The sequence below is a fragment of the Pseudoalteromonas sp. R3 genome, from assembly GCF_004014715.1.
Lineage (GTDB): Bacteria > Pseudomonadota > Gammaproteobacteria > Enterobacterales > Alteromonadaceae > Pseudoalteromonas.
Genome location: NZ_CP034835.1, coordinates 1249526 through 1263322, shown reverse-complemented (window position 1 = coordinate 1263322; position 13797 = coordinate 1249526). Strand labels below are relative to the sequence as shown.

The window sequence follows — 13797 nt, the reverse complement described above, 5'->3', positions numbered from 1 at the left end:
CTCTTCCATCGCCATGACTTTAAAAGCTTTATCAACTTATACCCCAAGATAGTGCTAATCGATACGGCTCGTTCCTGGTTTTTTGGCTTTGAACGAGCAATCCCTTTTTTCATATCAAAACAGCCGCAAAAGCACTGTCTCGCTAGACGTTAACTTATGGTTTTAGGTAAATCTCATGCTTTGTCGTATAAATGGGAATCGTCCAGCAGCTATGCCAGCAGGTTATTAATAAACTGATTATCAAGCCTGCCTAGTGAGTCATGTAACTGCGCCAGCCTCTGATCTCTTTCACTAACCACCTGACCGGTGATCGGCTTATCTGACTCATTTAATATCTGTTGTGAAGCGCCAGCTTCGGAGGCTTCGTTTTGCTGCGCTTTTATTGGATCGTATACAGCGTATATTGTACCGTTACGTTGTTTGGCTTGCACTTGTCTCCGGTGCGCAAGGTCAAATGCCAATGAATTTAGCTCTTTTAATGACTGGGTAGTGAGATCCATACTCATATAAGCATTGCCCAGCTCTTGCTTATCCCGCTCGTCGAGAAATGACATAATATCACCAAACGCTGCGTGGCATTGCCCTCAGGGAGAGGGTTAATTTTTAGAGATGCTGCAACATCTAAATTAGTGAGTGCTGTAAGGTATATACACCAGGGTGAGAGCATACTTTGTTAACAACCATTAACCATTAACCAAAGATAAGCTCGGCCCTGAATTCATCCAGCACCAATGCAGCGGCTTCCAATTTAAGTTCTTGTGTAAAAGTACTACGTTTTCTGGTCATAGACACCTCTCATTGAATGGTAATAATACCACCTAAAATAGTGTCCGGTTTTATTGAATGACAACAGGGTGTTAAAGCCTTTTTACAAAGTGCGATCCCACCGTGCCCTTAATTTGATAAAAGCCCCACCGGATAGTAGGGCTTTGGGTTTTCTATGTTTAAATTTTACAAACAGAGTACAATCTCTTTATATTCAAACTAATTTATTTATAAACTAATCCTAGAGACCCTTTAAGCCAGCATTCACGATATAAATCCCCAACTTTATAGTGATTATAAATCTCTTTCCCCATATCAACTGAAAAGCTTTTATTTTTCTCTCGATCTATCAACCTAAAATTATAGAAGCCACCTGAAAAGCTTTTATTTTCCCACTTTTCAATAATCACCCCACTTAAGCAGTGGTCTTCCTGATAGCCGATTTTCGAATTCAATAAAACCACTATACCAGCTGTGCCAAAACATAGAGCTAACCAGCTAAATATAGCTCCCAAGAAAATAGCTAACTTTTGAAGAGGCTTTTTTTGAAATTGCAAACGATATAAACTTATGTAACCCACTAAAATTGCAATAAAAGGGCCAATATAAGTAGCTGTAAAAATATATTGCTGATTGTGTAAATGCCTATAAGTCAAACCGAACAAAGCTGTAATCAGAAAGTATACGAATACTATGACACCTCCCCAATCCGACAAAAAATCCAGCAATTTTGTATTTTTAATTTCCATCATAATTGACTTTTAACATTTATCTTTACCATCCGTACAAACAGACGATGATTTAGAGATCGCAGCTTGAATTGGTGCATTTAATGCCTCTGTTGCAATCATTGCCGTTGCTTGAACAGCAACTGTTTCACCTCCTGCTGCAACAACCCCCCCTCCAGCAGTTCCGACCAAAGCACCTACAGCTGTTGAAGTTACAACTTGAGGAACATCTACTTTGGATAAATCTCCACCATTTGAAGCTAACTGTGCTCCCAAATTACCACCGCCAGAAGCTATTCCTGTGGTAACGCCTGATTGAGCCATTGTTTTAATACTTTCTTTAGCGGACATGTGAACAGTTATTCTCATTACGGCGGCACTACTTGCTCCGGCAAGGCTTGTTCCTGCTGTTAAACCACCCAAAAATCCTATTCCTCCGCCTATAGCAGCAGACTTTGCCATTGCATTAAAATCGCCAGGGGAAGAAAGCGCTGACTGAACAGCACCACCTATAGCACCTACTATCCCTCCAAAGACGGCCAAAGGTAATGTAGCAAACTCACCATCCGGATCGACATACTTATATGGGTTATTATTGGCATAGGTATAACGGTTAAACCCATGAACAGGATTGCCTCGCCCGATATGCCCCATCACATCAACAGGATCATTAGAATAAAAACGACCTATCGCTGGATCATAGTATCGAGCTTGCATATAACTCAGACCAAGCTCTTTATCGAACTTATGCCCGGTATAGCCTACGTCATCGTTATTGCTCTCTAGCGTCTCACCGTACGGCAAATAGTTTTGCTCATCAGCGAGCACTCCCTTCGGTGTTACGCTGCCATACTTAGCAATCAGTTTCTTGCCTAAATAGATATAATTTACACCTTCGCCACTTACATGGTGATTTTCACGATACATCAACTGACCGGCCTGACTGTACATGCTGTAACTGGTACCCTTCTGCTCTACCTGTTTAACGCGTCGGTTATGGCCATCGTAAACAAAATGATTGCCATTTGCCGAGGTCATCTGGTTGGCACGATTATATGTCAGAGAGAATTGACCATTGTGGGTAATATTTCCTCTGCTGTCATACTGAAAAGCACCATACTTGCCGCTATAGCCAGACACACTCGTTAAGCGATTAGTTGTGTCATTATAGGTATAGTTGAGCGTTCTCTTACGATTCTTATAGTACCTAATATTGCCTAGCGCATCATAACGCATGGTACTGCTGCCAATTGAAGCGCCGCCACTCACCTCAATCAGTCTGTTTAAACCATCATAAACCAGGTCGTTCAAGCTATAGCTTGAACTTGTAAGATTTCGTATTGAGGTGACATTTTCATTGTTATCAAAGCCATACTGTAGTAATACCACTTTACCCATGTTACCTTCATCTCTCACCCAGTGAGGTAAAAGGGAATCTGCATCAAGTATAGTGTCGTGCTTTACACCGTTGCCGTAGTAAAAGCTACTAAGGATCCCGTTAGGGTGATACTTGACCAACCTGGCAAATGTCTGCTCCAAGGAACCATCTTGATTATAAGACCTTACCTGAGTAGGTTGCCCAAAAGCATTTGGCTTGTAAGACACGTTTGTGCCATCTGGATAAACGACTCGACTGATATGGCCAAACTTGTCATAGCCATAATCCAACATTAATGGCGCATGGTCTTCTATGTAGAGCTGTTCATCTTCCAGTAAGCCACGGCTGTTATAGCTGTACCTATGCTCTACATTACCAGCAGTCTGAGTGAGTACATTTCCGAGCTTGTCACGGGTAATTTCTAAATCTGGCGTACCTTCCGGGTAGTTAACTTTATGCAAATCACCTAAATTGTCATAGGTGAATATGGTTGCGTTACCGGGTCGAGATGACACACAAGAAGTGTTCGAGGCTCCCTGGAGGTGCCAATTGAGCGCACCCTGTGCATCTGTACTGACCAAAGTGTTACCTACATCCGTACGTTTAATCAGGCACAAACCCTGGTATGCATCATATAAACGAGTTTCTGTTAGTGACTTTCCAGCACCTTTTTGCGTGATGTGAGTGAGTTTATCGAATATATTATAAGTAAATTCAGTAATAACCCCTTCAGGTGAATCTATTTCTGTTGGCTTGTCCTGCTTTGGTGTACCTTTGGCATCATAACTTATAACTGTGACATTGCCTTCGGCGTCTGCTTTTTTCACCTTACTATTCGCCAAATAGCTAAATTTAGTAGTACCTAAATTGCTTTTTGACACAGACTTCAAACGCCCGAGTGTATCATATTTGTAACGAACACCTTTGGTTTCTGTTGAAGATGCCGACTTATATGATCGAAATACAATTTGATTTCTATGGTTATAGTTAAACTTCTGATGTACAACCGAATGTCCAGAGACTGCGTGCTCTGAAAGATCTGTAAAGGTCACCTGCTTTAAACGATTCAGAGCGTCAAAATAGTGTACTTCACGAGACTTGGCAGGTCCGTCACACCAAATTTTCCGGCCAGGCTCTAGTTCACAACGAGTGACTGTACGCTTGTTCTCATTGTCGTCCCATGATATTTGATATCCATACCAGCTACCGAGAACAGAATCGTTATATAAGTAAATTGCTGTAATTCTCCCGATCGGGTCATAAGCATAATATGTTTCAACTCCATTAAAATCCTTTTCCCAGTAAATCTTTCCACTACTGTTAGAGTATTGTTTCCTGCTTACTGTACCTGTACCATAACGATTCGGCTTCGTAACCACCCTGGGTACACCGCGAAAATAAGAACTGAACTCTACAAACTGAGGGCCTGTCCCATTACTGTTATACTCAATGCGTTTGATGTTGCCATCATCGTGATATTGGCTATAACGCTTTGTCCATCGTCCGTAGGCTAGCTCTTCATAGGGCTGCTTGGTTCCACTGCCATGGTATTTAATCTCTCGTACAGTCTTATATCCGTAGTCTGAATTCGAGACTTTCTCTGTTCTGAACTTGCCTAACTCCCATAAGTCAAGGTCATGCTGGTAACTGTACTCACGATACTCCTTTTTTCCACTAAAGCTATTGCTCTCAACTTTCTTTGTGAAATGACCATATTTATCATACCCTTTGTACTCAGTTGTATACTCGGTATTTTGTTGAGAATCGTCACTTGACAGCACTTCCACAACTTTAGATAAATTAACCCTAAAATCTTCAACATTTAAGTTGTTGGCTAGAGAGCAACGAATTGAGTCTCCATCTCTGAAACCAGACATCCTGTCACAGGTATTTAGTATTTTCCGGCCTTTAGCAAAGTAACTAAGCTCTTTCTTCTTGAGCTTACTACTAGACTCATCAATAGAATATATGGCCTTTATTTTGTTTTCGGAATAAGAATTTGAATTACGATCTATGTAATATATGACTTTTTCATTTTGCCCTGAAATAGTCGTGGTTTTAACATCCCGACTTTTCGTAACTGATGAAGGTATCCCGTATGGAAAAGCAACTTCCAGTGGTCTGGTTATACGGCGGTTCACCTCTTTTATTACATTCCGCCCATCATCATGATATAAACCAGCATTTTCAGAGTAACTGTACCTCCATGTCATTGCGTTAATTTTATCACCTGATATTTGCTTATAAACCAAGTTTCTTCTAGCAGAGCAATTGGCGGGATTAAAATAGGTCTCCAACCTTCCTGCTGAGTATTTCTGTTCGATAAAAACCCTTACATCCTCACGCCCGTGATATATTGTTTTTATTCCGTATTTTATATTTAACCCACTTGGAGTGGTGACTGTAAAATACTTTGCTCTCCTATCATCTAGGTCGCTAATTTCACATTTACCTGGACTTTCACCAATACGGCTTTTGAATTTAGTTGTCGCACGGTATTGTGCGTCATAAAACTCAGCAGGATATTTCCACTCAGTTTTATTTGGCAAAACAACCTTTTCCAATTTATTGTCATCTGAATAAATATAATTCCAATACTCTAAATTTGCCTTAGCGCTAGTGAGCATATTTTTTGAGTAAATAAGATCAATCCTCCGTCCATCGGAGCCTTTTATATTAACCAGTTTATTTCCGTTGTAGCGATATGATACAGAGTTTCCAAACTTATCGACCACCTTAGTAGCCATCATCATCGCTCTACGACCCATATTACCAATCGGAAAGGGCAGACCGTTTGGTCTGACCACTTTATGGTCGAAGTAATATTTAGTTCCATCCGGCGCAGTCACTTCGAAGCCTTGCCCCTGACCATCCTCTCGCTGATAACAGTCAGTCACTTTGTAAAGACTCTTGGTGATCTTCATTCCGCTAAAGTCACCACTGCCTTCTCGGATATCTTCCGTTACTTGCCCCGGAATATGTAGCTTCACACCACTCCAGTAACCACCTAACTCTTGGTGGCTAGCGCTGGCATAAGCATAAGTGTACCACCTGGAGCTATCGCTACATTCATATCCATTTTCCCAGCCACGCCCATTTCCTTGAATACGAAAGCTGTGAGTAAGGTCACTTGAGTCAACATACGTAGCACGGATATAAGGCACATCCAATAGCCATGTACCCATTCCCGTGTTTCTAACATCTCCAAGCGCATTCATGAAAGAAAAAGGACTGTGTACACGTTTGAGCTCAACCGGAAGAGAAGAATTTCCAGGTATTGAGATGTCTGTAACCGCAAAACTTATAGTGCCTGATATAGGATCATAAGCATCACCTTCGGAGCTGGCAGCATTGACACTGAGTGCACGCGACTTAGTATCCTGCTCCAGAATATACTCATCGGCATAGACAGAAGTGATCGAGAGGCTGACGGATAGAAGTAACGAAGAACAATGCTTGTTAAATGTTTTTTTCATGTTTATTGCTCCTCCATATAAGATTCGGCAACGGGACTACCTAGTAAGTCAGTGTGAATAAAAACTACTTTTTTCCTAAAAGAATAACCTAAGGAATAAGTGCCGGTGTTATCACATGTATAATAGTTACAGGCCACAACACGCACCTGAAAATATTCAGCATCCTTTCCTGTATAGCCACTATGTAATTCAAAAGATGTCTTATCCGTGATAGCAACATCTATCCAAATACCTTGTTCATTAAGTACCTGGACTTTATATTTACTGGCATGTTTTATGTCATCCCATGAAATAGTTTTACCGCTACTAGAATCTGAAATTTTCATGTTCTTTGGAGCTGAAAACTTATCTTTGGGTATGTACGGGAATATAACAAAGGTATTGCCATTACTAATAGGTATCCACGTGGTGCTCGCCAGTGTAGAACCTGTAATTAGCAATAAGGAGAGCAGAACTAGATTTTTCACATTTATTCCTTATTTATATGGAAATAAAGTTCCCCGGCAGCACAACACGCCTCGGTCATAATCGATGACCAAAATGCAAGTGCGAAACAACGGGTAACACCAAAACAAAAAGGCATATGCAAAATGCATATGCCTTTTTTGACTGCGCAGTTAAGCGCGAATAGAGGTTAAGCTTTACGCCAGGTGGTTTTACCGGCGCTGTCTTCCAGCACCACGCCCATGGCTGTTAAGGCGTCGCGGGCAGCGTCGGCTGCGGCCCAGTCTTTATTCTCACGGGCAGTTTTACGCTGCTCGATCAGGGCTTCGATTTTTGCCACTTCGTCTTCATCCTGGTCACCGTGTAAAAAGGCTTCCGGATCTTGCTGAGCAATACCCAGCACTTCTGCCAGCTTCACCAGGATAAAGGCATGTTCGCCCGCCGCTTTAGCATCTGAGTCTTTCAGCAGGTTCACTTCTTTGGCCAGTTCAAAAATTACTGGCAGTGCTTCCGGGGTATTGAAGTCATCGTTCATAGCCGCTTCAAAACGTGTAACGAACGGATTGTCCGCCAGTTCTGTCTCAACCAGTTCAACACCACGCAGAGCCGTGTAAATACGCTCTAATGACGAACGTGCCTGCTCTAGGTTCTCCTGTGAGTAGTTTAGCTGACTACGGTAGTGACCGTTGATCAGGAAATAACGCACGGTTTCACGGTCATACGCTTTAAGCACTTCACGCACAGTAAAGAAATTGCCCAGTGATTTAGACATCTTCTCTTTATTGACCTGCACCATACCGGTGTGGATCCAGGTGTTGACGTAGCGACCATTGTTGGCACAGCATGACTGGGCAATTTCATTTTCATGGTGCGGGAACTGCAAATCCGATCCGCCACCGTGAATATCAAAGAACTCGCCCAAATGCTTAGAGCTCATCGCGCTACATTCAATGTGCCAGCCCGGACGGCCTTCACCCCAAGGTGATGTCCAGCAGGGCTCGCCGGCTTTGGCTTTTTTCCACAGCACAAAGTCGAGCGGATCATCTTTGCCTTCAGCCACTTCAACGCGCGCGCCCGCCTGAAGCATATCCAGGTCCTGCTGAGACAGTTGACCATATGCTTCAAAGGTCGACACATCAAATAATACATCGCCATTTTTTGCCACATAGGCATGGCCTTTTTCGATCAGACGTTCAATCATCGCAATGATTTCGTCCATATGACCGGTTACAGTCGGCTCTATGTCAGCAGGCAGAATGTTCAGTGCCTCGAAGTCCTCGTGCATGGCCTTGGTCATACGTACTGTCAGCGCATCGATCTCTTCGTTGTTCTCAGCAGCACGCTTGATAATTTTGTCGTCCACGTCCGTAATATTACGTACATAAGTAACCTGATAGCCTAAGTGGCGCAGGTAACGGTTCATCACGTCGAAAGAGACATAAGTACGGGCGTGGCCTACATGGCAGAAGTCATAAATAGTGATACCACACACGTACATGTCTACTTTGCCTTCCACAAGCGGTTTAAACTCAGTCTTTTGACGTGTTAGTGTGTTGTAGATCTGCAACATGTAGCTTTATTCCTAAAATTTATCCAAATTCTCAGCAATCATATCACTTGCACCGCTTTGGCTCTATAGAAAATCCCGTCCAAATAGAATGAAAAAGTAACAGTTAGTTGACAATTTAGCCGCTCACCCCCTGAGGGACTTTGTAGTTATGAATTTGTGCTATAAAATAGGCTCCTAATATGAAATATGTAAATCAAGGACCTGTTATGGTTGTTTTACAAACAAACTTTGGCGACATCAAAATTAACCTGTTTGCTGACAAAGCACCGGCAACGGTTGAAAACTTTTTAAAGTACGTTGAATCTGGTTTTTATAACGGCACTATCTTCCACCGTGTTATCGACGGCTTTATGGTTCAGGGCGGTGGCTTTGAGCCGGGCATGGACCAAAAAGAAGTGGGTGCGCCGGTTAAAAACGAAGCCAACAATGGCGTTGCCAATAAAACAGGCACGCTGGCGATGGCACGCACGCCAGATCCTCACTCTGCCACGGCACAATTCTTTATCAATGTGAACGATAACGACTTTTTGAACTTCAGCAGTGAAACCGCGCAAGGCTGGGGTTACTGTGTATTCGGTGAAGTGGCCGAAGGCATGGACATCGTTAACAAGATCAAAGGTGTTGCTACGGGATCTGCTGGTTTCCATCAGGACGTTCCGCTGGAAGACGTTGTGATCGAAAAAGCGTTTGTTGCCGAATAAGCGACCGCTTTATTGATTGTGAGGTGTGTACACTTAACGCTTGTATGAGCTGTACATACCTCTGTTCCTCGCTCTAATCTGAAGTTGTCTCCATGCGCAAAAGCTACTTTATTTCTGATCTGCATTTAACCGAACATCGCCCTGATATCACCGCCGCTTTTTATCGTTTTCTTGAACAGCATATGCAAGATGAAGTGGATGCCTTGTATATCTTAGGCGACTTTTTCGAGGTCTGGATTGGGGACGACGAAGGTAATCCACTGGCACTTGAGATAGCCACTAAACTACGTGCGATCTCCGAGCGTGGTATTAAACTGTTCTTTATTCATGGCAATCGAGATTTCCTGGTTGGTCAGCGCTACACCGACCTGTGCGGTATGACTTTGTTGCCAGAACAAGCGGTGATCGATTTGTATGGCACGCCCACCGTTATTTTACACGGCGATGAAATGTGTACCCAGGACGAGGTCTATCAGAAGTTTCGTAAGAAAAGCCGCGGCTGGTGGTGGCCAAGGCTGATGTTGTCTATGCCCTTATGGTATCGGCGTCGGGTGGCACGCAATGCCAGAGAAAAGAGCAAACAAAGCCAGATGGGCAAAGCGCCAGAGATTTTAGATGTAACCGAAGAAGCGGTGCTGGCCATGTTTGACCGCTATCAGGTCAACAATATGATCCATGGCCATACACATAGGCCAAATGTCCACCACTACAACGACAGAACACGCACCGTGTTGGGCGACTGGTATAGTCAGAGCTCTTATCTGGTGGCCACTGAGCAAGGCCAGACCCTCACTCAGCATCCTTTTTCAGACTAAACTTGTCCGTTCATGCAGCCTGTAGCGGCGCACCGCTATGGAATTTAAAGTCGCTGTCTGGCGTTAAGATCAGATCATTTTCAATGGCTTTAAACTCGGCGACACGTGCTGCGATATCAAATCGCTGAGGATCAGTCGCATCGGCCACCTGCTGGGCCAGCTCCAGATAGTCCTGATAATGACGCGCTTCTGAGCGCAACAACGAGACATAAAAGCGCCCAATGTCTGGCTCCAAATAAGGGGCCAGTTTAGCAAAGCGCTCACAGGAGCGGGCCTCGATAAAGGCCCCTATGATCAACTTATCAATCAACGCGGCTGGCTCAAACGTGCGCACATGCTTGATCATCCCAGAGGCATAACGCGAGGCATTGAGGCTCTGAACCCGTAACCCCTTCTCGTTAATGATATCCAGCACCTGCTCAAAGTGGTGTAACTCTTCTTTGATCAATCGCACCATTTTATCCAGTATATCCTGGTTATAGGCGTATTCGGGCTTAGCGGTTAGGCTACCGATGAGTTCATTCTTGCTGGCACTAAACTGACCATCGCCAATTTTACGATAGACAAAGTCTTCATAGGGCTTGATCCAGCCAAGCAGAGTTTTCGCTGAGGCATTGTCTACCGCATATTTACGGATTAAAAATGCCGCGCTCTGGGCCGCTTTGAGCTCACAGTGCATATGGTCGACCAACAAGGCTTGCAGATGCTCCGGCTTTTTCGCTTCGTCGATCCAGCTGTCGGGGGTTTCACAACCCAGAAACTGATAAATAGGTGCCAACAGATCGGCATACTTCTCTAACATGTCTCAGATAATCATTCGCAAAAAATTATCCTTATTCTACCACAAGCGTGCCAAGTGGCACTATGAACGCCCGCCGTTTACCACAAGTTTGTGCTAGATCAAAGACGCTGGGATTTCAGAATTGTTTCTTGACAAAAATTAACCAATCTTTCATAACTTAAATGATGTTGTATAAATTTCATACTTACAGGCGTCGCCAGTGGCCCCGTTTTTATGGTGATCACGCAGCTAAGCTGCATCGTACTCTGATGTTACTGAGCTGTTATATAAGACAAGGACTGCACCCGTGATCGCCGGGTAATCTGAACGCGTCAGACAACAATCTTTTTTGAGGGGCTCGTTATGATTTTAAATCATCTGTGGGGCTTATATGCCCACCCAATCGAAGAGTGGCAAACCATAGACAATCGCCACGAAAGCGCTACGTACAGTTTATCTCACATTGCCTTGATTGCCCTGATCCCCAGTTTAATGGGCTACTATTCCTCTGTGTATCTGGGCTGGAAAATCGGCACTGGCGACGATGTGTTTCTCACCCATAACAGTGCTATGCTGATAGGCATTGCCATGTACTTTGCGCTGATCATTGGCGTGTTTGCCCTGTCCTATCTGGCTCACTGGATGGCGGTGACGTTCGGCGCTAAACCCACTTATACACAAACACTGGAGCTCTCAGCCTATACTGCCACACCGGTCTTTATGTCGGCCTTTGCCGCCTTCTATCCGGAATTATGGTTTGTGGTCTCGGTGGGGCTGGCTGCCCTAGCCTATTCGGTCTACCTGCTGTACACCGGCGTTCCTATCCTGATGCACATACCTGAGGAGCGTGGTTTTATTTATGCCAGTTCAGTGGTCACATGTGGTTTGGTATTATTGGTAATTATTTTGGCTGCAACAGCGATATTGTGGACGAATGGGATAATCAGTCCTACATTTACCTAGGGAGCGCGCTTATGCCCCGTAAAGGTGCATAGGTCAGCTCGCTTCCTTTGCTTTTATCCTATAGAAATCTAACAAAAAGGGCCGCAATCGCGGCCCTTTTTTTAGTCAAATTAGGCGAGTTTACTCGCCTTCACCCGTTTCCTGATTGTGCAGCTCCAGGCTTGCCGACATGGCTTTTTCGCGTGTCGATTTTGCCGAGTCATTACGCAGTGCATCAATACGATTCAGGTAATCCTGGTTTACATCGCCGGTAATATACTGGCCGTCGAACACAGACGTTTCAAAACGTGTGATCTCTGGGTTCTCCAGTGCCACGGCGTCTTTCAGATCAGAGATTGACTGATAGATCAGGCCGTCTGAGCCGATGCTGGCATTGATATCATCGACATCGCGACCATGGGCGATAAGCTCTGCAGCCGACGGCATATCAATACCGTACACATTCGGGAAGCGAACTTCCGGTGCAGCCGAAGCGAAGTAGACATTCTTTGCACCCGCATCACGTGCCATTTCAACGATTTGCGCCGATGTTGTGCCGCGGACGATTGAATCGTCAACCAGTAGTACGTTTTTGCCAGCGAACTCACGATCGATGGCATTTAGTTTACGACGCACCGACTTTTTACGCTGTTCCTGGCCAGGCATGATGAAGGTACGGCCGATATAGCGGTTCTTAACAAAACCCTGGCGATAAGGGAGCTCAAGCACCGATGCGATTTCGAGCGCGATATCACAAGATGTCTCCGGAATTGGGATAACTACGTCAATGTCTTTGTCGGCCCATTCGCGTTTGATCTTCTCACCCAGCTTAGTACCCATGTTGACACGCGTTGCATAGACCGACATATTATCGATGTTCGAATCCGGGCGAGCAAAGTAGACAAACTCAAAAATACATGGCGCATGCATGGTTTTGTCGGCGCAGATCTGCGAGTGGAACTGACCGTCTTCAGTCACATAGATAGCTTCGCCTGGTGCTACATCTCGAACGAACTCAAAACCGTCGATAGACAATGCCACGCTTTCAGACGCAAACATATATTCAACGCCACGTTCAGTTTCACGCTTGCCGAATACTAAAGGACGAATACCGTGCGGGTCACGGAACGCCAGAATACCATGGCCAATGATCATAGCGATGGTGGCGTATCCACCCGACACTTGCTGGTTCACTTCGCTGATGGCGTTAAACATATCAGCAGGTTCTAGTTTCATTTTGTCGCTACGTCCCAGCTCATACGCCAGGATATTCAGCAGCACTTCTGAGTCAGACGTCGTATTGACGTGACGGCGTGCTTTAGTGAACAGGCGCTCTTTCAGCTCTTCCGCATTAGTTAAATTACCGTTGTGCGCCATGGCGATACCAAACGGTGAATTCACATAAAAAGGCTGTGCTTCCGCTGAGCTGGAAGAACCTGCTGTCGGATAACGCACATGACCGATGCCAATGTTACCCTGCAGACGCTTCATGTGACGGGTGTGAAACACGTCTTTGACCAGGCCGTTGGCCTTGCGTAAGCTGAACGTATTGTTGTCAATGGTAATGATGCCGGCTGCATCTTGGCCACGGTGTTGCAAAACAGTTAAGCCGTCATAAATCGCCTGATTAACAGGAGATGTTCCGACTATCCCAACGATACCACACATTAAAAATTTCCTCGCCGATTAACGGTTTGCTGAATTCAAAAAGCTTGAGTTATGTTCTAGATAGGAAAAAAACCATTCTATTACAAAGCCAAATTCAGGGATTACTTGGGATGCCTGCCACCACGATGTATCAGGGGCTTTGGTGAAGGCATCCAGGAAAAACAACGCGGCGCTAACGACCAGCACGCCCCGCATCGCACCGAACACTATGCCAACCAGGCGATCGGTACCAGACAAGCCCGTACGCTGTACGAGTTCACCTAAGATATAATTGACAAACCCACCTAACACAAGTGTCGCAATAAAAAGTATGGCGATTGCGGCGGCATTTCTTAAAAGGGGTTCTGAAATGAAGGTCAGGAAGGTTGCAAGATATTGGTAGAATATACTGGATATGAAAAAGGCGCCGATCCAAACCACGAGTGACATGGTTTCTTTCACAAAACCTCTCATCAGGCCAAACAGTGTCGAGATACCGACAATTGCAAAGATGGCGTAATCAACCCAGATCATATAAACCAATAAGTCG

At 44.6% G+C, this 13797-nt stretch carries 11 protein-coding genes; 3 read left to right on the top strand and 8 right to left on the bottom strand.

Features of this window, described 5'->3' with window-relative positions:
• Positions 1-209: 209 nt before the first annotated feature.
• The 5 genes from ELR70_RS10355 to cysS form a co-directional block, all read right to left on the bottom strand.
• Positions 210-554, bottom strand: coding sequence for a hypothetical protein (locus ELR70_RS10355; protein ID WP_054016536.1), 345 nt, complete (start codon positions 552-554; stop codon positions 210-212).
• Positions 555-989: 435 nt separating this feature from the next.
• Positions 990-1517, bottom strand: a complete 528-nt coding sequence (locus ELR70_RS10350; RefSeq protein WP_054016535.1) for a hypothetical protein — start codon at positions 1515-1517, stop codon at positions 990-992.
• A gap of 9 nt (positions 1518-1526) precedes the next feature.
• A complete protein-coding gene (locus tag ELR70_RS25375; RefSeq protein WP_054016534.1) occupies positions 1527-6347 on the bottom strand; it encodes an RHS repeat-associated core domain-containing protein in 4821 nt (1606 codons plus the stop codon).
• Positions 6348-6349: 2 nt separating this feature from the next.
• Positions 6350-6814 carry a hypothetical protein gene (locus ELR70_RS10340; protein ID WP_054016533.1) on the bottom strand — a complete coding sequence of 155 codons (465 nt, stop codon included), beginning with the start codon at positions 6812-6814 and terminating at the stop codon, positions 6350-6352.
• Positions 6815-6981: 167 nt separating this feature from the next.
• On the bottom strand, positions 6982-8361 hold the full coding sequence (gene cysS, locus ELR70_RS10335; RefSeq protein ID WP_054016532.1) for a cysteine--tRNA ligase: 1380 nt from the start codon (positions 8359-8361) through the stop codon (positions 6982-6984).
• Between the two features lie 206 nt (positions 8362-8567).
• Here cysS and ELR70_RS10330 point away from each other — a divergent pair, with 206 nt between their 5' ends.
• Together ELR70_RS10330 and ELR70_RS10325 are read left to right on the top strand one after the other, a co-directional pair.
• Positions 8568-9062 carry a peptidylprolyl isomerase gene (locus tag ELR70_RS10330; RefSeq protein WP_054016531.1) on the top strand — a complete coding sequence of 165 codons (495 nt, stop codon included), beginning with the start codon at positions 8568-8570 and terminating at the stop codon, positions 9060-9062.
• 92 nt (positions 9063-9154) lie between these two features.
• A complete protein-coding gene (locus ELR70_RS10325) occupies positions 9155-9877 on the top strand; it encodes a UDP-2,3-diacylglucosamine diphosphatase (protein WP_054016530.1) in 723 nt (240 codons plus the stop codon).
• A gap of 10 nt (positions 9878-9887) precedes the next feature.
• Here the strand turns inward: ELR70_RS10325 and miaE are convergent, their stop codons facing one another.
• A complete protein-coding gene (gene miaE / locus ELR70_RS10320; RefSeq protein ID WP_054016529.1) occupies positions 9888-10679 on the bottom strand; it encodes a tRNA isopentenyl-2-thiomethyl-A-37 hydroxylase MiaE in 792 nt (263 codons plus the stop codon).
• Positions 10680-11021: 342 nt separating this feature from the next.
• Between miaE and ELR70_RS10315 the strand changes: the two genes are divergently transcribed.
• Positions 11022-11621: a Yip1 family protein gene (locus tag ELR70_RS10315; RefSeq protein WP_054016528.1), complete on the top strand. Its 600-nt coding sequence runs from the start codon at positions 11022-11024 to the stop codon at positions 11619-11621.
• Between the two features lie 120 nt (positions 11622-11741).
• Here the strand turns inward: ELR70_RS10315 and purF are convergent, their stop codons facing one another.
• Together purF and ELR70_RS10305 are read right to left on the bottom strand one after the other, a co-directional pair.
• Positions 11742-13268 (bottom strand): amidophosphoribosyltransferase, encoded by a 1527-nt coding sequence (gene purF / locus ELR70_RS10310; RefSeq protein ID WP_054016527.1) that lies wholly within the window; start codon positions 13266-13268, stop codon positions 11742-11744.
• A gap of 18 nt (positions 13269-13286) precedes the next feature.
• Positions 13287-13781 (bottom strand): CvpA family protein, encoded by a 495-nt coding sequence (locus ELR70_RS10305; protein ID WP_054016526.1) that lies wholly within the window; start codon positions 13779-13781, stop codon positions 13287-13289.
• Positions 13782-13797: the final 16 nt, after the last annotated feature.

What these genes read in the sequence shown, in the direction of transcription:
- ELR70_RS25375 (WP_054016534.1), bottom strand. Translation starts at nt 6,347, where the DNA reads ATGAAAAAAACATTTAACAAGCATTGTTCTTCGTTACTTCTATCCGTC.
- miaE (WP_054016529.1), bottom strand. Translation starts at nt 10,679, where the DNA reads ATGTTAGAGAAGTATGCCGATCTGTTGGCACCTATTTATCAGTTTCTG.
- ELR70_RS10325 (WP_054016530.1), top strand. Translation starts at nt 9,155, where the DNA reads ATGCGCAAAAGCTACTTTATTTCTGATCTGCATTTAACCGAACATCGC.
- ELR70_RS10330 (WP_054016531.1), top strand. Translation starts at nt 8,568, where the DNA reads ATGGTTGTTTTACAAACAAACTTTGGCGACATCAAAATTAACCTGTTT.
- purF (WP_054016527.1), bottom strand. Translation starts at nt 13,268, where the DNA reads ATGTGTGGTATCGTTGGGATAGTCGGAACATCTCCTGTTAATCAGGCG.
- cysS (WP_054016532.1), bottom strand. Translation starts at nt 8,361, where the DNA reads ATGTTGCAGATCTACAACACACTAACACGTCAAAAGACTGAGTTTAAA.
- ELR70_RS10350 (WP_054016535.1), bottom strand. Translation starts at nt 1,517, where the DNA reads ATGATGGAAATTAAAAATACAAAATTGCTGGATTTTTTGTCGGATTGG.
- ELR70_RS10305 (WP_054016526.1), bottom strand. Translation starts at nt 13,781, where the DNA reads ATGATCTGGGTTGATTACGCCATCTTTGCAATTGTCGGTATCTCGACA.
- ELR70_RS10355 (WP_054016536.1), bottom strand. Translation starts at nt 554, where the DNA reads ATGTCATTTCTCGACGAGCGGGATAAGCAAGAGCTGGGCAATGCTTAT.
- ELR70_RS10315 (WP_054016528.1), top strand. Translation starts at nt 11,022, where the DNA reads ATGATTTTAAATCATCTGTGGGGCTTATATGCCCACCCAATCGAAGAG.